Annotated in this window: 15 protein-coding genes; 14 read left to right on the top strand and 1 reads right to left on the bottom strand. The window is 62.6% G+C overall.

The annotated features are described in order from the left end of the window. The first annotated feature begins 107 nt into the window (after positions 1–107). The 7 genes from EP30_RS02555 (at position 108) to EP30_RS02585 (ending at position 10,213) form a co-directional block, all read left to right on the top strand. The gene (locus EP30_RS02555) at positions 108–1,505 is read left to right on the top strand and encodes an amino acid permease (protein WP_140555954.1); all 1,398 of its coding nucleotides are present in this window, start codon (positions 108–110) and stop codon (positions 1,503–1,505) included. A 128-nt stretch (positions 1,506–1,633) separates the two neighbouring features. After that, positions 1,634–3,412, top strand: a complete 1,779-nt coding sequence (gene argS / locus EP30_RS02560; protein ID WP_140555902.1) for an arginine--tRNA ligase — start codon at positions 1,634–1,636, stop codon at positions 3,410–3,412. Between the two features lie 315 nt (positions 3,413–3,727). Next, positions 3,728–5,386 (top strand): diaminopimelate decarboxylase, encoded by a 1,659-nt coding sequence (locus EP30_RS02565; RefSeq protein ID WP_140555905.1) that lies wholly within the window; start codon positions 3,728–3,730, stop codon positions 5,384–5,386. A 182-nt stretch (positions 5,387–5,568) separates the two neighbouring features. Beyond that, on the top strand, positions 5,569–6,900 hold the full coding sequence (locus EP30_RS02570; RefSeq protein ID WP_094661628.1) for a homoserine dehydrogenase: 1,332 nt from the start codon (positions 5,569–5,571) through the stop codon (positions 6,898–6,900). A gap of 65 nt (positions 6,901–6,965) precedes the next feature. Then, on the top strand, positions 6,966–8,012 hold the full coding sequence (thrB, locus tag EP30_RS02575; protein ID WP_140555908.1) for a homoserine kinase: 1,047 nt from the start codon (positions 6,966–6,968) through the stop codon (positions 8,010–8,012). Between the two features lie 166 nt (positions 8,013–8,178). Then, the gene (locus tag EP30_RS02580; protein WP_140555910.1) at positions 8,179–9,516 is read left to right on the top strand and encodes a Maf family nucleotide pyrophosphatase; all 1,338 of its coding nucleotides are present in this window, start codon (positions 8,179–8,181) and stop codon (positions 9,514–9,516) included. A gap of 7 nt (positions 9,517–9,523) precedes the next feature. Continuing rightward, positions 9,524–10,213 (top strand): HAD family phosphatase, encoded by a 690-nt coding sequence (locus tag EP30_RS02585; RefSeq protein WP_140555913.1) that lies wholly within the window; start codon positions 9,524–9,526, stop codon positions 10,211–10,213. Here the strand turns inward: EP30_RS02585 and EP30_RS02590 are convergent. Then, complete coding sequence (locus tag EP30_RS02590; protein ID WP_094661625.1) at positions 10,191–11,132, bottom strand: AEC family transporter; 942 nt, start codon at positions 11,130–11,132, stop codon at positions 10,191–10,193. The genes EP30_RS02585 and EP30_RS02590 overlap by 23 nt on opposite strands. Positions 11,133–11,581: 449 nt before the next feature. Here EP30_RS02590 and EP30_RS02595 point away from each other — a divergent pair, with 449 nt between their 5' ends. The 7 genes from EP30_RS02595 (at position 11,582) to EP30_RS02625 (ending at position 20,099) form a co-directional block, all read left to right on the top strand. Next, positions 11,582–11,824: a glutaredoxin family protein gene (locus EP30_RS02595; protein WP_140555916.1), complete on the top strand. Its 243-nt coding sequence runs from the start codon at positions 11,582–11,584 to the stop codon at positions 11,822–11,824. Further along, positions 11,821–12,264, top strand: coding sequence for a class Ib ribonucleoside-diphosphate reductase assembly flavoprotein NrdI (gene nrdI / locus EP30_RS02600; RefSeq protein ID WP_094661624.1), 444 nt, complete (start codon positions 11,821–11,823; stop codon positions 12,262–12,264). The genes EP30_RS02595 and nrdI overlap by 4 nt, the downstream gene beginning before the upstream one ends. Before the next feature lie 75 nt (positions 12,265–12,339). Then, positions 12,340–14,499, top strand: a complete 2,160-nt coding sequence (gene nrdE / locus EP30_RS02605; protein WP_140555918.1) for a class 1b ribonucleoside-diphosphate reductase subunit alpha — start codon at positions 12,340–12,342, stop codon at positions 14,497–14,499. A 406-nt stretch (positions 14,500–14,905) separates the two neighbouring features. Continuing rightward, the gene (nrdF, locus tag EP30_RS02610) at positions 14,906–15,898 is read left to right on the top strand and encodes a class 1b ribonucleoside-diphosphate reductase subunit beta (protein WP_094661622.1); all 993 of its coding nucleotides are present in this window, start codon (positions 14,906–14,908) and stop codon (positions 15,896–15,898) included. Positions 15,899–16,254: 356 nt separating this feature from the next. Beyond that, entirely contained in the window at positions 16,255–17,340 is a 1,086-nt protein-coding gene (locus EP30_RS02615) for a LacI family DNA-binding transcriptional regulator (RefSeq protein WP_140555921.1), read from the top strand. Between the two features lie 356 nt (positions 17,341–17,696). Further along, positions 17,697–19,328, top strand: coding sequence for a xylulokinase (locus EP30_RS02620; protein ID WP_140555923.1), 1,632 nt, complete (start codon positions 17,697–17,699; stop codon positions 19,326–19,328). A gap of 78 nt (positions 19,329–19,406) precedes the next feature. Then, positions 19,407–20,099 (top strand): L-ribulose-5-phosphate 4-epimerase, encoded by a 693-nt coding sequence (locus EP30_RS02625; RefSeq protein ID WP_140555926.1) that lies wholly within the window; start codon positions 19,407–19,409, stop codon positions 20,097–20,099. Positions 20,100–22,542: the final 2,443 nt, after the last annotated feature.

A 22,542-nucleotide genomic window follows, 5' to 3' on the forward strand; every position in this document is an offset into this window, starting at 1 on the left:
GCAGCACGTGTGCTGTTCCATTGTCCCGTTCGCTTTGGTTGGGCGGATTATTGTTTTTGGATGGGTTGCGGTAGTCTGCTGGGGTGAAGAACGCAGAACCGCGCACTATGGAGCCCGAAGCCACCGGGCTGGAACGCAAGATGGAATCCCGGCATCTGACCATGATCTCGCTTGGCGGCGTGATCGGCACCGGACTGTTCCTCAGCTCCGGATACACGATCCATCAGGCCGGACCGCTCGGCGCGATCATCGCCTACGCCATCGGATCGCTGCTCGTCTACTTCGTCATGCTGTGCCTAGGCGAACTGTCCGTGGCCATGCCGTACGCCGGCAGCTTCCACCTGTACGCCAACCGGTTCATCGGCCCCGGCACCGCGTTCACCATCGCCATTTTGTATTGGCTGAACTGGGCGGTGGCGCTCGCCTCCGAATTCACGGCGGCCGGTCTGCTCATGCAACGATGGTTCCCCGGCAGCCCCACATGGATGTGGAGCGCTATTTTCATTGCCGTGGTGTTCGCGTTGAATATCCTGTCCGTGCGGCTGTACGGCGAATCCGAATTCTGGTTCGCCTCGATCAAGGTGTTCGCCATCGTCGCGTTCATCATCATCGGCCTGCTGGCCATATTCGGCGCGATTCCGATCTCCGGCTACGATTCCGCGCCCCTGTTCGGCAATTTCGTCTCTGACGGATGGTTCCCCAACGGCATCGCGCCGATCTTCTCCACGCTGCTGACCGTGGTCTTCGCCTTCTCCGGAACCGAAGTGGTCGGCGTGGCCGCGGGGGAGACGCGCGATCCGGGCTCGGCCATCCCCAAGGCCGTGCACACCACCGTGCTGAGGCTCGCCATCTTCTTCATCGGATCGATCGCCGTGATGGCCGCGCTCATCCCGTGGCACAAGTCCGGCGTGGACACCAGTCCGTTCGTGCTCGTGTTCCAGTCGATCGGCATGCCGTTCGCCGGCGACATAATGAACTTCGTGGTGCTTACTGCTGTCCTGTCCGCGGCGAATTCCGGCCTGTACGTGTGCTCGCGCATGGTGTGGTCGCTGGCCAAGGAGCGCATGATCCCAGTCGGGCTTGCGAAGACCAATTTCCGTGGAGTGCCCGTATTCGCGGTGATGTTCAGTATGGCGGGCAGTCTGCTCGCGCTGCTCTCGTCCGTGGTGGCGGCCAGCACCGTGTATCTGGCGCTGGTGGCGGTCTCCGGATTGGCGACGATCGTGGTCTGGGCGTCCGTGGCCGTATGCCAGATCAGATTCCGTCGGCAGTGGACGGCCGAGGGGCACAGCGTGGATGAGCTTGGATATCGGGCTCCCGGCTACCCGTTCGTGCCGTGGGCCGCGATCGTGATGTGCGCGCTTGCGCTGGTGCTGGTGGTGTTCGACGAATCGCAGCGATCCACGCTGTATTACATGATTCCGTTCGTCGGTCTCTGCTACGCCTTCTACTATGCGCGCGAGGCCTGGCGAAGGAAGCACGGTGCGCAGGGCGACAACAACTAGGTAACCGTTCCGTTGGTGTTGGTGTTGGTGTTGGTGCGGTCTGCGGCGCGTCGGTGACCAAGGCACGTTCCGGCGTGTGCGTTCGGCGTGTTCCAAGGAACGTCAGCGCTCTCGGTAGACTTTGAAGAATGAGTCCTGAAGCGCTTAGTGAACTGATTTCCGCAATTGCACACGACCTCGCCGCAGCCGGTACCGCCGGCGAGCTGACCGACGACCTGATTCCCCCGATCGAAAAGATCACCGTCATGCGTCCGAAGGATCGTGCGCACGGCGACTGGGCCAGCAACATCGCCATGCAGCTGGCCAAGAAGGCCGGCATGAAGCCCCGCGACCTGGCCGAACTGTTCGTCCCCGAACTCGAGAAGAACACGGGCATCAAGTCCGTGGAGATTGCTGGCCCCGGCTTCATCAACATCACGCTTGATTCCGCGTCCGCAGCCGGCGTGGTCGACACCGTGCTCGAGCAGGGCGCCGACTTCGGCCGCAACGAGCATCTGGCCGGCAAGACCCTCAACCTTGAGTTCGTCTCCGCCAACCCCACGGGCCCGATCCACATCGGTGGCACCCGCTGGGCGGCCGTCGGCGACTCCATGGCCCGTGTGCTCGAAGCCAACGGCGCCAAGGTGGTGCGCGAATACTACTTCAACGATCACGGCGAGCAGATCAACCGCTTCGCCCGTTCCCTCGTGGCAGCGGCCCACGGCGAGGAGACCCCGGCCGACGGCTACAAGGGTGCCTACATCGACGAGATCGCCCAGCGTGTGATCGACGAGGCCAAGGCCGACGGCGTGGACGTGCTCGACCTGCCGCGCGTGACCGCCGAGGACGGCTCCGAAGGCGATTCCGTGCAGCGCGAGGAGTTCCGCAAGCGCGCCGTGCCGATGATGTTCGCCGAGATCAAGGATTCCATGAAGGAATTCCGCGTGGACTTCGACGTATGGTTCCACGAGAACAGCCTGTACATCGACGGCGAGGTGGAGAAGGCCATCGCCGAACTGCGCGAGCGCGGCGACATCTATGAGAAGGACGGTGCCACCTGGTTCGCGTCCACCAAGCACGGTGACGACAAGGACCGCGTGATCATCAAGTCCGACGGCAACGCCGCGTACTTCGCTGCCGACATCGCCTACTACCGCAACAAGCGTCACCGCATCCTCAACCCGGCCGACGTGGCCATCTACATGCTCGGTGCCGATCATCACGGCTACATCGGCCGCATGATGGCCATGTGCGCCGCGTTCGGTGATGAGCCGGGCGTGAACATGCAGATCCTCATCGGTCAGCTGGTCAACGTGATGAAGGATGGCAAGCCCGTGCGCATGTCCAAGCGCGCCGGCAACGTCGTGACGCTCGACGACCTCGTGGATGCCGTGGGCGTGGACGCCGCCCGCTACTCGCTGGCCCGTACCGACTACAACCAGAGCGTGGACATCGACCTCGACCTGCTCTCCAGCCACACCAACGAGAACCCGGTGTACTACGTGCAGTACGCGCACGCCCGCAGCTGCAACGTGGACCGCAACGCGGCCGCCGCCGGTGTGACCACCGAGGGTGCCGACCTGTCCCTGCTCGACACCGAGGCCGACGGCGACCTGATCGCCGCGCTTGCCCAGTACCCGAGCATGGTCGCCACCGCCGGCGACGGTCGCGCGCCGCACCGCGTGGCCCACTATCTCGAGGATCTGGCCGGCCGCTACCACAAGTGGTATGCCGCCGAGCGCGTGGCCCCGATGGCCCTGACCGACGCCGAGCAGCGTCTGCCGGAAGCCGAGCGCGCCGCCCTCGAGATTGCCAAGAACCCGGAGCTGGCACGTGCCGCCGCCCGCCTGCGTCTCAACGACGCCGCCCGCCAGGTGATCGCCAACGGTCTTGATCTCCTCGGCGTCACCGCTCCGGAAAAGATGTGATCCCGACCGAAACCACACTCGAATCTGGGTATAACCGGACCGAAGTCTGGGTATACCCGGACTCCAAAATCTGACTCTGGGTATATCCATGTCACGAAGCCGGCAACAAGTCGGTCCTCATGACATGGATATACCCAGAGTCGTTGATATGGGCCGGTTTGACCCAGAGATATTGGTCTGGTCATACCCAGAGTCGTTGATATGAACCGGCTGATCTGGACGATGGTCACGGGAATGCCGACGACTCTGGCAGAATGTGAACCGTATTGCGCATGCGGACATGCGCATCCGGCACGAATCATGAATGGAGAGACGATGAGCGGAAAGACTGCGGAACAGGACGTTGCACTCGGCACGGGCATCACGCCGATCTGGCCGGCGGCCACCACGATCAACGACGACGGGGCCATCGAATTCCACGGCCGTACCGTAGCATCACTGCTCGACGAATTCGGTTCCCCGCTCTACCTGATCGACACCGACGAGGTCGCCGCCCGCGCCCGCTATTTCGTACGCGCGGCCGCCGACGCCTTCAACAACTCCACCACGCACGTCAGCTTCGCCGGCAAGGCGTTCCTCTCCAAGCGCGTGGTACGCGAGGTCATCGACGCCGGCATGCTCGTCGACACCTGCACCATGGGTGAGATGCGTATCGCGCTCGCCGCCGGTGCCCCCGGCCGTCGCCTCGTGCTGCACGGCAACAACAAATCCGACGCCGAAATCGAACTGGCCGTGGAGAACGGATTCGCCAAGATCGTCATCGATTCGGCCGACGAGCCCGAGCGCATCGCCCGCATCGCCCACCGACTCGGCAAGCGGGCCAAGGTGATGCTGCGCGTGACCTCCGGCATCCACGCCGGCGGCCACGAATACATCTCCACCGCGCACGAGGACCAGAAGTTCGGCGTGCCGCTGCTGCCCGCCGGCGCGGACACCTCGGCGCTCGGCGTACTTGACGACCTTGGCGATGTGACCCCCGCCGCCACGAACGCCCGCCTGTCCGCCGGCGCTGCCGATCAGCCCGCGCAGTCCGCCGAATCCACGCAGTCCGCGCAACCGGCCGCCGCCACGAGCAAGCCCCGCGAACTGCGCTACGACGTCAAATACCCCTACGATCTGAGCCACGAAGAGGTCTCCGACGCCGACAAGGCACTCGCCGCCGCCATGACCACCGTGGCCGACGGTCCCGCGCTTGCCGTGCTCAAGGACATCCTCGCCCATGCCGAGGATCTGGAACTCGTGGGCATCCACTCGCACATCGGCTCGAACATCCACGACGCCGACGCGTTCATCCAGGCCGCACGGCGCATGATGCTGCTGCGCAAGACGTTCTACGCCACCGACGCCTACACGCTGCCCGAGGTCGATCTCGGTGGCGGATACTCCGTGGCTTACACCGATGGCGAGGATTCCATGGACGTGCGCGTGGAGCTCAGCCGTCTGGCCGACGCGGTGGTCGCGATCAACCGGGCCCTCGGCATGCCCGCGCCGTCGATCAGCTTCGAGCCCGGCCGCTGGATCGTGGCCCCTGCCGGCGTGACCCTGTATCGCGTGGGTACGGTCAAGCCCGTGCGACTCGCGGACGCCAAGGATTCCGCGGGCAATCCGATCCACGAGCGCGTGTACGTGTCCGTCGACGGCGGCATGAGCGACAACATCCGTCCGGCGCTGTACGGTGCCGACTACACGGCTCGGCTCGCCAACCGCGCCGGATCCGATGAGACCATGCTCGCCCGCGTGGTGGGTATGCACTGCGAGTCCGGCGACATCGTGGTGCACGAAGTGCGTCTGCCCGCCGACACGCATCGTGGCGACATCCTCGCCGTGCCGGTCACCGGCGCGTACGGTCGTACGATGGCCAGCAACTACAATCAGGCGCTGATCCCCGCGGTGGTGGGCATCGGCGAGTCCGGCGCCAGCGTGATGATCCGCCGCCAGACCGTGGAGGACCTACTGGATCTGGACCAGGACTGATCAGGACTGACCGGAACTGAACAGGTCTGACTGGGCCCGACCAAGACTGATTCGGCCTGACCTGCCTCCCGTACCTCCCTTCAACCGGACGTTGGCCGCCGCTGTCGCTTTGCACCCTTAGGATTGGATAGGTTGTATCTGTTCAAACGGCGGACAACGCCCGGTTGGGAAGGACAAGACAAATGGCACACACTGCGCATGCTGCAGAAAACGCTACGACTCCGATTCGCGTAGCGCTGTTGGGCGCGGGTACGGTCGGTTCGGCCACCGCCCGACTGATCGTCGAGCAGAACGAGGAGCTCGCCCAGCGCATCGGCCGTCCGCTGGAACTGGTCGGCGTGGCCTGCCTGAACCCGGACGAAGTGAACGTGCCGTGGATCGACAAGTCCCTGCTCACCACCGACACCGCTGATCTGTGCACCAAGGCCGACATCGTGATCGAGCTGATCGGCGGCACCACCGCCGCGCACACCTTCGTAATGAAGGCCATCGAATCCGGTGCCTCCGTGGTCACAGCCAACAAGGCCCTCATTGCCAAGTACGGCCCGGAGATCTACGCCGCAGCCGAAGCCAAGGGCGTGGACTTCTACTTCGAGGCCGCCGTGGCCGGTGCCATCCCGATCGTCCGCCCGCTGCGCGAATCCATGGTGGGTGACAAGATCACCAGCATCATGGGCATCGTCAACGGCACCACCAACTACATTCTTGATGAAATGACCACCAAGGGCCTCGACTTCGACGTGGCCCTCAAGGACGCACAGGCCAAAGGCTACGCCGAGGCCGATCCGACCGGCGACATCGAGGGCGAGGACGCCGCGAACAAGGCGGCCATCATGGCCTCGCTCGCATTCCACACCGACGTGCGCATCAGCGACGTGAACGTGGAAGGCATCACCAAGATCACCGCCGACGATATCGCCGCAGCCACCGCGGAGAACAAGGTCATCAAGCTGCTGGCCGTATGCGAGAACACCGAGGCCGGCATCTCCGCCCGCGTCTACCCGGCGCTGATCCCGAACGAGCACCCGCTGGCCAGCGTGCGCGGCAGCTTCAACGCCGTGTTCGTCAAGGCCGAGGCCGCCGACGATCTCATGTTCTATGGTCGTGGCGCCGGCGGCGATCCCACCGCCTCCGCCGTGGTGGGCGACGTGGTCACCGAGGCCCGTCACATCACCCACGGCTGCGTCGGCCCGTCCATCCCCATGTACGCCGACCTGCCCAAGGCCCCGCTCAACGCCTCGCGTTCCGCGTTCGCCGTGCGCTTCGTGATCCACGACAAGCCGGGCACGCTGGCCGCCATCGCCGAAGAGTTCGCCAAGCGCGGCCTGTCGATCAACGGCGTGAACCAGGATCTCAAGCCCACCCTGCACGAACCGGGATACAGCGGCGAACTGCAGCAGCTGCGTCTGGTCACCCACCTGTGCGATGAGGTGACGCTGCGCGAGGCCGTGGACGCCGTGACCAAGCTCGACTTCGTCACCGGTGAGGCCACCATCCTGCGCGTGATGGACTGATCGTCCGGCGCGGTTTACAAGATTTGCAGAATTCGCAAGGTTTGTAAGGGTCTGTAAGGAGCATTATGAAGTTCGCCGCCGATGCCGTGCGTGTAACCGTTCCCGCCACCAGTGCCAATCTGGGTCCCGGTTTTGACGCCGTGGGCCTGGCGTTGGATGTGCGTGACGAGCTGACGTTCACGCTGTCGCCGTCGCTGGAATCGTCGATCGAGATCCACGGTGAGGGGGAGAACACGCTGCCGCGCGACGAGTCGCATCTGGTGATGCGCACGTTCCGCCGCACGCTTGACGAACTCGGTCTGCCGCAGGCCGGCGTGAAACTGGTCGCCAACAACACCATCCCGCAGGAGCGTGGCATGGGGTCGTCCGCCGAGGCGATCGTGGCCGGCGTGTCCGCGGCCGTGGCGTTCGCCGGCTATGGCGACGAGGAACGTGACTTCATCTTCGATCTGGCCGCGCACATCGAGGGCCATCCGGATAACGTGGCTCCGGCCGTGTACGGTGGCATGACCGTCTCCTGGGACTTTGAGCCCAAGACCGAGGTGCCGCTCGTCGACGCGCCGAACGCCAAGCCGTCGGGCGTGGTGCCGGTGGAGGCGGATCGTGCGATCTTCCCCGATGCGGCCGAACCGTTCAAGGGCGGCTATCACACCGTGAACTATCCGGTGGGTGAGAAGATCAACGCGTGGGTGTTCGTGCCGGACTTCAAGCTCTCCACCGAGGAGGCGCGCAAGGCGCTGCCATATGAGGTGCCGCGTGCCGACGCCCTGTTCAACGTGTCGCGCGTGGCCCTGCTTCCCGCGGCGTTGAGCGGCGTCTCCGGCCGCGACACGAATTCGCTGCTGTTCAGCGCCACTGGTGATACGCTTCATCAGCATTACCGCAGCTCGCTGATGCCGGGCTCGTGGGAGCTGATGACCTTCCTGCGTGCGCACGGCTATGCGTCCACGATCTCCGGTGCGGGCCCCTGCGTGCTCGTGTTGCATGAGGGTGACGCCACTGAGGCCATCACCGATCTGATTCACGATCAGTGGCTGGCCGGTGGGCGCTGGCGCATGCTGCACCCGGCGATCGACCGCAAGGGCGTGCAGTTCGGCCCGATGGAGCTGTAGCGGTCTGCGGCCGTGCGCAGGGATGGTCAGGTGGACGTCCGTTTTCCGTGGCGGGCCATCTTGGCGGTCTGATGATCTGATGACTATGTGATGTGTTGTTCTTGACGAGCCCTTGACCGGCATGTCCGGTCGGGGCTCCCCGTATCTTCTGGAAAGTTGGTGTCTGTTGTCGATTCCAGTGATTCTCGCGTCCCAGTCCAAGGCGCGACGTGATGTGTTGTTCCACGCGGGTATCCGTCCGACGATCCGCGTGTCCCATGTGGACGAGGCCGCGGTGATCGTGAATACAGCCGCGCAGCAGGGGATCGACCCGGACTCCATGACCACACAGGAGCGGGTGCCGCTGCTGGCTCGCGCCAAGGCGGCCGCCGTGTACCGCGATTACATCGCCATTTCCGCAGCCGCGGTCGCCGCGGTGGGGGAGGAGCATGTCTCGCGTCCGCTGACCGACGGGTTCGGCAGCATCGCGTCCGTCATGCCGATCCATGACGCGATCGACGCCGAGGGGGGCATGGCCAATCGTGCCGTCGGTCCGCTGATCATCGGCTGCGACTCCATGTTCGAGCTTGACGGCGTGCCCTACGGCAAGCCGCACACCGTGGCGCACGCGCGCGAACGGCTGGCGCTCATGCGCGGACGCACCGGCACGCTGTGGACCGGCCATTGCGTGATCGACGCGGCCACCGGTTCCATGATCAGCCGTGCCAGCCACGCCGAGGTCACGTTCGCGAACTATTCTGACGATAACATCGAACGCTATATCGCCACCGGCGAGCCGCTGGAAGTGGCGGGATCATTCACGCTTGACGGATTCGGCGGCGCGTTCATCGACGGCATCCAAGGGGATCCGAGCGGCATCATCGGCCTGAGCCTGCCGCTCACCCGCCAGCTGGTGGAGGAACTTGGCATCAGCTGGACCGACCTGTGGAACCTCGATCGCGACGAGCAGCAGGGCACCGGCTATGGCAGCGGCAAGGCCGTGGACCCCAAGGCGCCGCGCGACAATGTGAACCAGCCCGGTGACGGGTTCATCGACTGCGCGTGCGGGCACAAGCATTGGGGCCTGAACGGGGCCTCCGGTGTGCTGCTGTGCCGCCGTGACCCCGAGTCCGGTGAGATCACCGACGTGCTGATGCAGCATCGTGCGCTGTGGAGCGCGGAAGGCGGCACCTGGGGCATTCCGGGCGGTGCCACGGCCGATGGCGAGAGCTCGCTCGAGGGAGCGCTGCGCGAGAGCTTCGAGGAGGCGAACATCCATCCCGAGGACATCGCCGTGGTTGGATCCTATGTGGAGGACCATGGCCCGTGGAGCTACACCACGGTGTTCGCATTCGAAAAGCCCGGCCATACGGTGGAGCCGCGTGCGAACGACGACGAGAGTCTGGAGATCGCATGGGTGCCGTTCGACAAGGTCGGTTCGCTCAAACTGCTCACCGCCATGCAGACCGACTGGCCGCGCTTCGAGGAGCGCCTCCGCCAGATCGCCGCCGACTACGAGCAGTAGTTCACCCATGACTGCAATATCGAGACCGCTGCCCAAGGCGGTGCTGTGGGATCTGGATGGTACGCTGGTGAACTCCGATCCGCTGTGGACAGCGGCGGAGCGCGAATGCGTGATCAGTCATGGCGGAACCTGGACGGACGCCATCGCCGATTCGTTGGCGGGCGCGTCGCTGATCACCTGCGCACAGGTGCTGCGCAGCGCCGGCGTGCCGCTAACCGACGACGAGATTATCCCCGAACTTGTGCACAGCGTTGTGCGTAAGTATGGGGATAGCGTGCCATGGGTGCCGGGAGCGGTGAAGCTGCTGGCCGCATTCCGCGATGCCGGCGTGCCCTCGGTGCTGGTCACAGGGTCGCCTCGCGTGCTGGCGGAGCGTGTGCTGGCTGCGGCTCCGGAAGGGGCCTTCATCGGCTGTGTGACCGGCGACGACGACGTGCGCGACAAGCCGGACCCCGAACCATACGTGCGCGGGGCATCGCTTGCCAACGTCGAACCGGGGGAGTGCGTGGCGTTCGAGGATTCCGCCACGGGTCTCACTTCTGCGATCGCCTCGGGAGCCTATGCGGTGGCCGTGCGCGCCCACGCTCGCAACCCGGTCCCCGAATCCGCCGATCACATCACCGTCGACTCGCTCGCCGACGTGACGATTTCCGCGGATCGATTGACGCTGACGGTCAGCTCAACACCGCGGCGATGATCGCAATGAAGATCGGGCTCGTCATCGTGGACAGCAGAATGCCGTCGCGCGCGAACGTCAGACCCACGTTGTACCGGGCCGCATAGTTGTACACGTTCTGACCGGTCGGCAATGCGGCAAGCACCACGCACGCATACAGCGTGGGGCCGCGGAATCCCATCACAAAATACGCGAGCAGGAACGCGATGATCGGCATCACGATGTTCTTCAGAATCGCCACGGTGAAGATCGCCGGACGATCGCCCTTCTGCTGCAGCGGCTTCGTGCCATGCAGCGACATGCCGAACGCCATCAGAATCATCGGCACCGCGGAGTCGCCGATCATATCGATCGGATCGAACAGATAGTTCGGCAGGAACCATCCGGTCTTCGCATGCACGGCCGACAGTGCGATACCCAACAGCGAACCGATGAGCAGCGGCTGATGCAGCGGCTGCTTGGCGATCTCCTTGATCGACACCTTGCCCTTGGTCGTCACGTCCAGCACCGTAAGGCCCACCGGCGTGAACACGGCCTGCTGCATGACCAGAATCGGTGCCACCAGCGCGGGATTGCCCAGAATATACGTGGCGATCGGCAGGCCGATGTTATTCGAATTCAAATACAGGGAGTTCAGCGCGCCGATCGTCGCGTCGGCCGCGCCGAGATGGAAGAACAACCGGTTGAGCACGATGAAGATCACGCCCACCAGCGCAGCCGAGAAGAACGCCACGATGATCGACGAATGGAAGATCTCGAAAATCGGTTCCTTCGACAGGATCGCGAACATCAGACACGGGCTGGACACGAAGAAGCTGAACCGATTCAACACCATCTGCGCCTGCGGTCCGCCGATGCGCATACGTGCGGCCACATATCCCACGGCGATCACGATGCCGATGACACAGAAACCCTCCATGGCGCTCAGCAAGCCCGGCATGATACTCCCCTCGATCGGTAACGCGTCAATACTGCCACATCTTCCGTACTAGGGGCTATATGTTTCGCAGTGTGGTCCGTGTACGGGTCGTATTGGTTCGTATGATTCATCGGCGCGCACGGTCTGAGTGATATCTTGACGACGAATGTGATCTGTACCTCGTTGTGGCGTATATCACTTTTTCGTTGTCGGTGAACGCGGGCGGCGAGCGTCGACATTGCCGATCGCCTAGTGTTGCCTTGATTTGGTGAATCCATATATAGTGACGACACGCTGATTTGACGACTATATGTAGTGGTTTGAGTGGTCTGATGGTGATGTAGTCTTGGTGAACGCAAGCTATCGCGGTCCGGAAAAAACGGTCCGCACGCAGGATTCGGACGCCGTCCCGCACGCCCACGCCAACCGTGGAACGACGACGTCCGCAGTCGACCAAAACGGAGGATTCCATGCCCATCACGGTATTCACCAAACCGCATTGCCCGCAGTGCGACGCCACCAAGCGCCAGTTCGACAAGCTCGGTCTGCCGTACGAAGCCGTGGACCTGAGCGAGAACCCGTCGACCCTGGAACAGCTGCATCAGGCCGGATTCCGACAGGCTCCCGTCGTGATCACCCCCACCGACTCGTGGAGCGGATACCGCCCCGACCTCATCCGCGCCTACGCGAAACAAGCGATGGTCCACGCATGAGCGGAGCCGGCGGCGCAGTCGTCTACTTCTCATCCGCATCCGGCAACACCACACGATTCATCGAAGGATGCCGGCTCGACGAGCTCGGCATCGCCACCTACCGCATCCCATTGCGCGCCAACGAGCCCGCGCTCGCCGTCCGGGAACCCTACGTGCTGATCGTGCCCACATACGGCGGGGGAGACGTGCGCAAAGCCGTGCCGATCCAGGTAAAGAAATTCCTCAACGATCCCGACAACCGCAGCTGGATCCGAGGTGTGATCGCCTCCGGCAACACCAACTTCGGCGAAGCGTACGCGGCCGCCGGTCGCATCGTGGCCGCCAAATGCCAGGTGCCACTGCTCTTCACCTTCGAACTCATGGGCACGCCGGAAGACATGACGAAAACGCGCGACGGACTCGCCCGGTTCTTCTCCGGCCGTGCCGACGGCAATTCGTGACCCCGCCCCCTCCCAAAAAAAGATCGCAATTCCGATACCTCTGACGCCACTCCCGATACCAAGGACCGCACCACCATGACCACCTACGATCCCTCCACGGACTACCACGCGCTCAACGCGCAGCTCAACCTCTACGACGCCGACGGCAACATCCAGTTCAACAAGGACAAGGAAGCCGAGCGCGCGTTCGCCGCATCCGAAGTCGAAGCGCACACCCGCCGATTCGCATCCACCCGCGAGCGCCTCGAATACCTCATCGCCAACGACTACTACGACGCCGACGTATTCGACCGCTACACCCCCGAATTCCTCGACGCCATCTACGACCGTGCTGCCTCCGTCGGATTCGAATTCGAAACCTTCCTCGGCGCATTCAAGTTCTACCGCTCCTACGCCCTGAAGTCCTTCGACGGCAAGGAGTACCTCGAAGACTTCCCGCAGCGCTGCGTCGCCGTGGCCCTCAGCCTCGCCGCCGGCGACGAATCGGCCGCCAACGCCTACCTCGACGAAATGCTGTCCGGCCGCCTCCAGCCCGCCACCCCCACCTTCCTCAACCTCGGCAAAGCCCAGCGCGGCGAACCCGTCAGCTGCTTCCTCGTCCGCATCGAGGACAACATGGAATCGATCTCCCGCGGCATCAACGCGGCCCTCCAGCTCAGCAAGCGCGGCGGCGGCGTCGCCCTGCTGCTCAGCAACCTGCGCGAACTTGGCGCCCCGATCAAGCACATCGAAAACCAGTCCAGCGGCGTGGTCCCCGTCATGAAGCTCCTCGAAGACAGCTTCTCCTACGCCAACCAGCTCGGCGCACGCCAGGGCGCGGGCGCAGTGTACCTGAGCGCGCACCACCCCGACATCCTGCGCTTCCTCGACACCAAGCGCGAGAACGCCGACGAGAAGATCCGCATCAAATCCCTCGCCCTCGGCGTCGTCGTCCCCGACATCACCTTCGAGCTCGCCAAACGCAAGGAACAGATGGCCCTGTTCAGCCCCTACGACGTTGAACGCGTCACCGGCAAGCCGTTCGCCGACATCTCCATCACCGACAACTACGACGCGCTCGTCGCCGACGATCGCATCCGCAAGACCTACATCGACGCCAGAAAGTTCTTCACCACCCTCGCCGAACTCCAATTCGAATCCGGCTACCCCTACATCGTGTTCGAAGACACCGTCAACCGCGCCAACCCCATCGACGGTCGCGTCACCATGTCCAACCTGTGCTCCGAAATCCTCCAGGTCCAGGAGCCCAGCACCTACAACGACGACCTCAGCTACTCCCACATCGGCCGCGACATCTCCTGCAACCTCGGCTCCCTCAACATCGCCAAGGCCATGGACGGCGGACTCGTCACCAGCGTCGAAACCGCCGTACGCGCCCTCACCGCCGTCGCCGAACACACCAGCATCGACTCCGTCCCCTCCATCCGCCGCGCCAACGAGGAAGGCCATGCCATAGGCCTCGGCCAGATGAACCTCCACGGCTTCCTCGCCCGCGAAGGCATTGAATACGGCAGCGACGACGCCCTCGACTTCACCGACGTCTACTTCATGACCGTCGCCTACCACGCCTACCGCGCCTCCCACGCGCTCGCCGTCGAACGCGGCCGTGCCTTCGTCGGCTTCGAACGCTCCGCCTACGCCAAGCCCGCCGGTCACGGCAACTACTTCGACAAGTACACCGGCCTCGGCGCCTACTCAGACGGACACTACGTCCCCGGTCCCAAAACCGATCGCATCCGCTCCCTGTTCGCGCACTACGGCATCGCCATCCCCACCTCCGACGACTGGGCCGCCCTCCGCGACCAGATCCTCGCCGACGGCATCTACAACCAGAATCTTCAGGCCGTCCCACCCACCGGCTCCATCTCCTACATCAACCACAGCACCTCCTCCATCCACCCCATCGTCTCCACCATCGAAATCCGCAAGGAAGGCAAACTCGGCCGCGTCTACTACCCGGCCCCATACATGACCAACCACAACCTCCCCCTCTTCCGCGACGCCTACACCATCGGCTGGAAAGCCATCATCGACACCTACGCCGCCGCCACCCCCCACGTCGACCAAGGCCTCTCCCTCACCCTCTTCTTCCCCGACACCGCCACCACCCGCGACGTCAACAAAGCCCAGATCTACGCCTGGCGCAAAGGCATCAAGACCCTCTACTACATCCGCATTCGTCAGAAGGCGCTGACGGGCACCGAAGTCTCCGACTGCGTGTCCTGCACCCTCTGACGGTGCGTCGTCTGCGTTGCTCCAGACTCGACGTACCTTTGTACGCCTTCGTCTGGTGCGCCTTGACGCCGCACGCGTCAGAGGGTGCAGGACCTGCGGTCCGGGGAGGTGCGTCGTCTGCGTTGCTCCAGACTCGACGTACCTTTGTACGCCTTCGTCTGGTGCGCCTTGACGCCGCACGCGTCAGAGGGTGCAGGGGTCCTTCGGTCGGGGGGGGGAGGGCGTCGTGATGGCGCGTTGCGCGTCACGGGGGCGGGGCTGCGGGGGTAGTGGCGGACGGGCAGACGTATGTACGACGTATATAAAAAGGAGAAGAACAATATGTCACCGATGATTTATCGCGCGATTCTGCGCCTTACCGCACCGGAAGAATTCAACGACCAGAACAACGACAAGGAGAACTGACATGGCACCGATCTCCGTACCGCGCAAGCCGCTCAAACTCATCGACCGCGTCAGCGCGATCAACTGGAACCGACTCGAAGACGACAAGGATCTCGAGGTGTGGGACCGACTCACCGGCAACTTCTGGCTGCCCGAAAAGGTCCCCGTCTCCAATGACATCCCCAGCTGGCAGTCCATGAGCGAGGAGGAACACACGCTCACCATGCGCGTGTTCACCGGACTCACCCTACTCGACACCATCCAGGGCACCGTCGGCGCCGTCTCCCTCATCCCCGACGCGCTCACCCCCCACGAGGAAGCCGTCTACACCAACATCGCGTTCATGGAATCCGTGCACGCCAAGTCGTACTCCAGCATCTTCTCCACACTCTGCTCCACCGAGCAGATCGACGAGGCATTCGCATGGAGCGAGGAAAACGAATACCTCCAGCGCAAGGCCCAGATCGTACTCGACTACTACGAAGGCGACAGCCCCCTCAAGCGCAAAGTGGCCTCCACGCTGCTCGAATCATTCCTCTTCTACTCCGGCTTCTACCTGCCGATGTACTTCTCCAGCCACGCGAAGCTCACCAACACCGCCGATGTGATCCGACTGATCATCCGCGACGAAGCCGTACACGGCTACTACATCGGCTACAAATACCAGCGCGGGCTCGAACGCGTCGGCGACGCCAAGCGCGAGGAGCTGCGCGAATACACGTACGAACTGCTCAACGAGCTCTACGACAACGAAGTGGAATACACCGAATCCCTGTACTCCGGCGTAGGCCTGGTGGACGACGTGGAGAAATTCCTGCGCTACAACGGCAACAAGGCGCTCATGAACCTCGGATACCCCGCGCTGTTCCCCGCCGAGGCCTGCGACGTCAACCCCGCGATCATCGCCTCGCTGTCGCCCAACGCCGACGAAAACCACGACTTCTTCTCCGGCTCCGGATCGTCATACGTGATGGGCAAGGCCGAAGACACCGACGACGAGGACTGGGATTTCTGACCGTTCCGATCGGGTACACGGACGATCGGATGCCCGGCGATCGTCGAATCCGCACGCGGGCAGCAACGTTGTTGTTGTCTGTTGTCGTTGTTGTCTGTTGTCGTCCGTCATGCGTTGTCGTCGTCGTTGCCGTACGTTGCCATCCTGACTATGGAGAATTATGAAGGGGGCATGCGTGCGGCATGCCGACGGCGGAGGCGGAAACCACGGATGTCGGGTAGTATTGCGGAAAGGCTGTGAACGCTCACTGTTCACGTGTATCCGCATGGTCGGCAATGAATGACCGTTCATGACTATTCCGTGTTGTGCGCCGAAACGGCTTTTTGTATGTGCCGTGATAGTGAGGTGTTGTCAGCATGGCGGGTAAGCGCGTTTCCATTTTCGAGGTTGCCAAAGCGGCGGGAGTGTCACATCAGACGGTCTCTCGTGTGATCAATCATTCCCCAAACGTGTCGCCGGCCACCCGCGCCAAAGTGCAGGCGGCCATCGACCGCATGGGATACCGGCCATCAAGCGCCGCCCGCGCGCTCGCCACGCAACGCACCAGAACGATCGCGCTGATCGCCGGCGGCGTCAGCTACTTCGGACCGCTCGCCACCATCGCGTCGATCGAGGGTATGGCCCGCAAGCACGATCTCTACGTGTCCATCTCCATTCTCAACGACCACGAATACACGCAGGACGCCTTCGAACAGGTGGCCGACGCATGCCTTGAACAGGGCGTGGAGGCGTTCGTATTCGTGGCTCCCACCGAACCGATGGTCCAGGCGGCGCTCGGAGCCCGCATCAAAGTGCCCCGCGTGCTGCTCACCTCATCGCACGGCGACGCCGATATCGAAAGCGCCATAACCAAAAGCCACAACATTGCGTGCCTGGGCATCGATCAGTGGGGAGCTATGCGCACCATCGCCAAGCATCTCTCCGCGCTCGGCCACACCAACGCCCTGTATCTCGCCGGACCGTTCGACTGGCGTGACGCCACGACCCGTCGCGACGCGTGGGCGCAGGAATCCAAGGCAGCGGGCATCGACTCCACCGTGATCAACGTGGACAGCTGGTCGGGGGATGACGCCTACCAGCGTATGAGCGCCTACCTCAACGCGCTCGCCGATCCCAAAGCCGATCTGCCCACCGCCATCGTGACCGCCAACGATATGCAGGCGCTCGGCGTGCGTCGTGCGCTCTACGATCATGGATTCTACGTGCCGCGTGATGTGAGCCTGGTCGGATTCGACAACATGCCCGGCGTGGACAACGCCATCCCGCCGCTGACCACGATCTCCCCGGACTTTCCGAACCTTGGCGTGGTAGCCATGGGTACCGTGCTCTCGATGATGGGAGGCGGTGAGAGCACCCTGGATCTGCCTCTGCGTCACGGTGTGGGTGTGATCGGCGCGCCGCTTGTGGTTCGTGAGTCCACGGCGGCTCCCGCGGTTCGATGATTGTCGATGTGTCGTCGATGTGTTGTCGGTAATCGGCTCTGATTGTTGCGATGATTCCTTCGACTGATTCGATGTGACGGACCTTGCCGGGCCGGTGCCTTATGCGCCGGCCTTTGCCGTTTTTCATGGTCTGATCCGGCGGAAAAATATCCGCAAATTTCCCTCCGCTCAGCTTGCGTGGCGGGCTGTCGTCGCGCTACACTGAAACTAGTTATGTGAGCGTTCACATGCAGAGTGCCACATACCGGGGTCGCGGATTTGTCCCAGACCCTGTTTGACTTTGCGGCGCAACGACGGCGTTGGTAACCATCGGCGGCGTAAACCGTCACCAAGGATCGACCATAAGGAGTACACGAATGACCGATGTATCCGAGAGCGACATCTCCGCGATCGTAGAAAAGATTCGAGCCGGCAAGACCTCGCTGGGCATCGAGTTCGGTTCCACCCGCATCAAGGCGGTGCTGATCGACGACAACTACAAGACCATCGCGTCCGGCGACTACCAGTGGGCCAGCCACCTCGAGGACGGCCTGTGGAGCTACTCGCAGGATGAGATCTGGAAGGGTCTGCAGAGCGCCTACGGTGCCATGGCATGGGATGTGAGCCAGGCCTACGGTGTGAAGCTCACCCGCATCGGCCACATCGGCTTCTCCGCCATGATGCACGGCTACCTCGCCTTCGACAAGAACGGCGAACTGCTTGTTCCGTTCCGCACCTGGCAGAACACCAACACCCACGAAGCCCACCTCAAGCTCTCCGACCTGTTCCAGTACAACATCCCCGAACGCTGGAGCATCGCGCACCTGTACCAGGCCGTGCTCAACAAGGAAGAGCACGTGGACAAGGTCGCGTTCTTCACCACCCTCGCCGGCTACGTGCACTGGAAGCTCACCGGCAAGAAGGTCATCGGCGTGGGCGACGCCTCCGGCATGTTCCCCATCGACCCCAAGACCCACACCTGGGAGAAGGACCTGCTCGCCAAGTTCTCCGCCCTGCCCGAAGTCGCGGCCCAGCCCTGGAAGATCGAGGACCTGCTCCCCGAACCGCTCGTCGCCGGCACCCCGGCCGGTGAGCTCACCCCCGAAGGCGCCAAGCTGCTTGACCCGTCCGGCGACCTCCAGCCGGGCATCGTCCTCGCCCCGCCGGAAGGCGACGCCGGCACCGGCATGGTCGCCACCAACTCCGTGCGCGTCCGCACCGGCAACGTCTCCGCCGGAACCTCCATCTTTGCCATGGTCGTGCTTGAGAAGAAGCTCGCCCGTCTGCACCCCGAAGTGGATCTCGTTACCACTCCGGCCGGTGATCTCGCCGGCATGAGCCACGCCAACAACTTCACCTCCGATCTCAACGCATGGGTCGGTCTGTTCGGCGAATTCGCCAAGGCCATCGATCAGCCGGTCAACACCGGTGCCCTGTACGGCACGCTGTTCCGTCTTGCCATCAGCGATCAGGCCGACTCCAACGCCGGTGGCTTGCTGAACTACCCGTTCCGCTCCGGCGAATTCCTCGCCGGCCTCGAAGAAGGCCGCCCGCTGTTCGCTCGTAGCCCCGAGGCCCACATGAACCTCGCCAACTTCATGCGCGCCCAGCTGTTCAGTGCCTTCAGCCCCGTCAAGATCGGCATGGACGTCATGACCAAGGATGAGGAAGTCAAGATCGACTCCCTCGTCGGCCACGGCGGCATCTTCACCACCCCGAAGGTGGCGCAGAAGATCCTCGCCGCCGCGTTTAACACCCCGATCAAGGTCATGTCCACCGCAGCCGAAGGCGGTGCCTGGGGTATGGCCGTGCTCGCCGACTACCTGTGGCACACCCCGTGGCCGCTGGCCGACTACCTCGACCAGCGTGTCTTCAAGGACGCCCAGTCCACCACTGAAACCCCGGATCCGAAGGACGTCGAAGGCTTCGAGAACTTCTTCGCCCGCTTCCAGGCCGGTCTCGCGATCGAGAAGAGCGCCGTGCGCAACATCGATCTCGAAAGCAAGTAAACCCACAATCACGAATCACGTAATCGGCTCCCTCGCCGGGGGAGCCACAATATTTGATCAAATCGAAAGGAATGAGTTATGGCTACTTTGGCTGATTTTGGTCCTGAGGTGCGTGCCGAGGTCAAGCAGGTGCGTGAGGTGGTCTCCACGTTGCATCAGCAGTTGATCAAGTGGAATCTGGTGGTGTGGACGGCGGGTAACGTGTCGCAGCGTCTGCACACGGCGGATCTGTTCGTGATCAAGCCGTCGGGCGTGCGCTATGAGAACCTGACGCCGAACTCGATGGTCGTGGTGGACCTGGACGGCAACGTGGTCGACGGCACGGAGGCCCCCAGCTCGGATACGGCGTCGCATGCGTACATCTACCGTCATATGCCGGACGTGTATGGTGTGGTGCACACGCATTCGACGTATGCGACGGCGTGGGCGGCGACGGGTCAGAACATCCCGTGCGGGCTGACGATGATGGGTGACGAGTTCGGTGGCCCGGTGCCGGTGGGCCCGTTCCGTCTGATCGGTTCGGAGGCGATCGGCGAGGGCGTGGTCGAGACGCTGAGGAAGTATCCGAAGTCTCCGGCGGTGCTGATGCAGAACCATGGCCCGTTCACGATCGGCAGGGACGCGGAGGGCGCGGTGAAGGCCGCGGCGATGACCGAGGAGGTCGCGCATACGATGTGGGCGGCCCGTCAGCTGGGCGAGATCATCGAGATCGATCAGGCGGACATCGACAAGCTCAACGACCGCTACCAGAACGTGTACGGCCAGCACTGACGTGCCGGGGCGCCTCCCGCGTTGCGCGGGGCTCGGCGTACCGTTGTACGCCTTCGTCCCGCGCGCCTTGGAGTCGCACGCATCACGCCGGTGCCGCGGCCCGCGTCGCCGGTGCGCGCCCCGTTAGTGTGAGGCCTTTCGTTGGTGTGAGCTCACACTAGCGTCGTAGGCCTCCGAATCGTTGGAATTCCAACACCCCCGTCTTTTGGTGTGATCACACTAAGGGATGGGGGTGTCTGCTATTCGGGCAGATTTTGGAATATGGGATTGCGCGTGGTCCTGAGGGTGTCGCGCACCCCGTTGGTGTGAGTCCCGTCGCTGGTGTGAGCTCACACTAGCGTCGTAGGCCTGCAAAACGTTGAAATTCCAACGTCCCCGTCTTTTGGTGTGATCACACTAAGGGACGGGGCGTTCTCTATTCGGGCAGGTTTTGGGATGTGGGATTAAGTGCAGGATCGAACGCGGGAATAGACACGGGATTCAACGTTGGCTTGTGGGCTGGAGCGGTCGGCACAGGCTTCCGTTGCTGGTGTGAGCCCCGTTGGCGTGAGTCCCGTGTTGGTGCGAGGTCTTTCATTAGTGTGAGCTCACACTAGCGTCGTAGGCCTGCAAAACGTTGAAATTCCAACGTCCCCGTCTTTTGGTGTGATCACACTAAGGGACGGGGCGCTCTCTATTCGGGCAGGTTTTGGAATATGAGATTGCGCGCGCGGTTAAGTATGGGAGTAGGTGTGGAGTGAACAGGACGGGGGTGTGGTGGCCGACTTGATTTCTTAATTCTTCTGATGTTGTGATGAGCGAGAGACACTGCGGGTTTGCGTTGTATCCGACAACCTTTCGTGCGTCCTCATCCCGTGCGCCTTGGAGCCGCACGCATTATTGCAGCAGTGTTGCGCAACAGGGGCAAGGGCGGTGTTCTTTGGTGGACGTGCGGTGTGTTTCCTTCGGTTTGCTTCAGAACCGGATGCGTTCGTCAGTACTATGGCAAGGTGGAATAGGGCGAGATAAGACTCCGATCATTGGAGGTTCTCTGATGGCTGCGGTCATTGCACGAGAACCTTTTATTATTTCCGGGGAGCATTTGGCGCGGGACAATGATGATCGGCATCGTACCGCTCCGCGGTGAGAGTGGGGCGTATCGGTGTGAGTAGATCTCCTGTTGATGGCGTGGTTGGTGCGTTGGGAATGATCGTATGCTGCGAATCTGTGGTCGTGTGGCAGAGAATTGCGGATTAAGCTGATATGCCATTCTCTGCCATCGGTTTTGGCAGAGAATAACGAATTACGACGTTTGAGCATTCCCTGCCACAAGAATTATGGTCCAGAATCGCAAAGTGCAGCGTTGGAGACCAATGAAGTTTCAATATTTGACATCTTCAAGTCGATTATGGACAGCATGAACCTTATTGAGTGTCGACTGCGTGGCAGAGAGTGCGGGATTTCGGGTAATCGTCATTCCCTGCCATGATCATGTGGCAGAGAACGGCGATCGGCGGTGATATGCCATTCGCTGCCACGATTTGTGGCAGCGAGCGACGGATTCGTGGTATATGTTCATTCTCTGCCATGAGCCGTGGCAGAGAATGCAGAATCGTGCCTTATATATATTGTCTGCCACGACGGGGTGGATCCATGTCCCTTTCTTCTTGGGAGTGTCTCGGTGGGTGTGCAACTGGTCTTGGCTGACAGCTACGAGGTCGGCAGAAAGAGGCCCCGCTGATCGAAGCAGTGACGACATATGAGAAGACAGTCTCCCGCTTCGGTGTATATACGACGCACGCATGCACCGAACAAGCACCGGACGCACGCCCCGATGCCCATATGGCGCATATGTGCGTCCGACAAGCATCCAAGCGACTGCCCGGTGCTCAAACGACGCACGAATACGTCACTTAAGCACCGGAGACACGCCACGGCGCCTGTATGGCACACGCATGCGTCGAACAAGCACTGGAGACACGCTTCAGTGCGCATTTGACGCACGCGTGAGGCAAACCCGCAGCGAGCCGCACGCCTCGGTGCGTATCCGACGCATGTTTGTGACGAACCCGCACCAGGGGACACGCTTCAGTGCGTATCCGGCATCCATATACGACAAACCCGCATCGAAGGGCGTACTTCGCTGCGGGTTCGTCACAAACGTGAGGCAAACCCGCAGTTGGAAACCCGATCCAGTGCGTATCTGTCGCACGCATGCGACCAGGACCAGTTGCACACTTACCGAGACACACCCTTCTTCCCCGGAATCCTTCCGGCGTCTCGTAGTATGCCCGGATGATCTCGATGTCGATCATCGAAGGTGGGGGGTGTTCGTGAGGCGATATCGGCGACGATGGAATGCCGGTCGGTGCCGTAGCACTGGCGACAGAGTGGTAGTGGTGACGGAGAGTGGTGGCAAGTGGCAGAGCGGTAGCGAATGGTGTTTGTGATGGTGAAGTCGTGG

This window comes from Bifidobacterium sp. UTCIF-39, assembly GCF_006408715.1.
GTDB lineage: Bacteria > Actinomycetota > Actinomycetes > Actinomycetales > Bifidobacteriaceae > Galliscardovia > Galliscardovia tissieri.

Excerpts from the sequence above, each read along its gene's own strand:
- EP30_RS02625 (WP_140555926.1), top strand. The coding sequence starts at position 19,407 with ATGGCTACTTTGGCTGATTTTGGTCCTGAGGTGCGTGCCGAGGTCAAG.
- EP30_RS02620 (WP_140555923.1), top strand. The coding sequence starts at position 17,697 with ATGACCGATGTATCCGAGAGCGACATCTCCGCGATCGTAGAAAAGATT.
- EP30_RS02590 (WP_094661625.1), bottom strand. The coding sequence starts at position 11,132 with ATGCCGGGCTTGCTGAGCGCCATGGAGGGTTTCTGTGTCATCGGCATC.
- argS (WP_140555902.1), top strand. The coding sequence starts at position 1,634 with ATGAGTCCTGAAGCGCTTAGTGAACTGATTTCCGCAATTGCACACGAC.
- nrdI (WP_094661624.1), top strand. The coding sequence starts at position 11,821 with ATGAGCGGAGCCGGCGGCGCAGTCGTCTACTTCTCATCCGCATCCGGC.
- EP30_RS02565 (WP_140555905.1), top strand. The coding sequence starts at position 3,728 with ATGAGCGGAAAGACTGCGGAACAGGACGTTGCACTCGGCACGGGCATC.
- EP30_RS02555 (WP_140555954.1), top strand. The coding sequence starts at position 108 with ATGGAGCCCGAAGCCACCGGGCTGGAACGCAAGATGGAATCCCGGCAT.
- EP30_RS02595 (WP_140555916.1), top strand. The coding sequence starts at position 11,582 with ATGCCCATCACGGTATTCACCAAACCGCATTGCCCGCAGTGCGACGCC.
- nrdE (WP_140555918.1), top strand. The coding sequence starts at position 12,340 with ATGACCACCTACGATCCCTCCACGGACTACCACGCGCTCAACGCGCAG.
- EP30_RS02585 (WP_140555913.1), top strand. The coding sequence starts at position 9,524 with ATGACTGCAATATCGAGACCGCTGCCCAAGGCGGTGCTGTGGGATCTG.
- thrB (WP_140555908.1), top strand. The coding sequence starts at position 6,966 with ATGAAGTTCGCCGCCGATGCCGTGCGTGTAACCGTTCCCGCCACCAGT.
- nrdF (WP_094661622.1), top strand. The coding sequence starts at position 14,906 with ATGGCACCGATCTCCGTACCGCGCAAGCCGCTCAAACTCATCGACCGC.
- EP30_RS02570 (WP_094661628.1), top strand. The coding sequence starts at position 5,569 with ATGGCACACACTGCGCATGCTGCAGAAAACGCTACGACTCCGATTCGC.
- EP30_RS02615 (WP_140555921.1), top strand. The coding sequence starts at position 16,255 with ATGGCGGGTAAGCGCGTTTCCATTTTCGAGGTTGCCAAAGCGGCGGGA.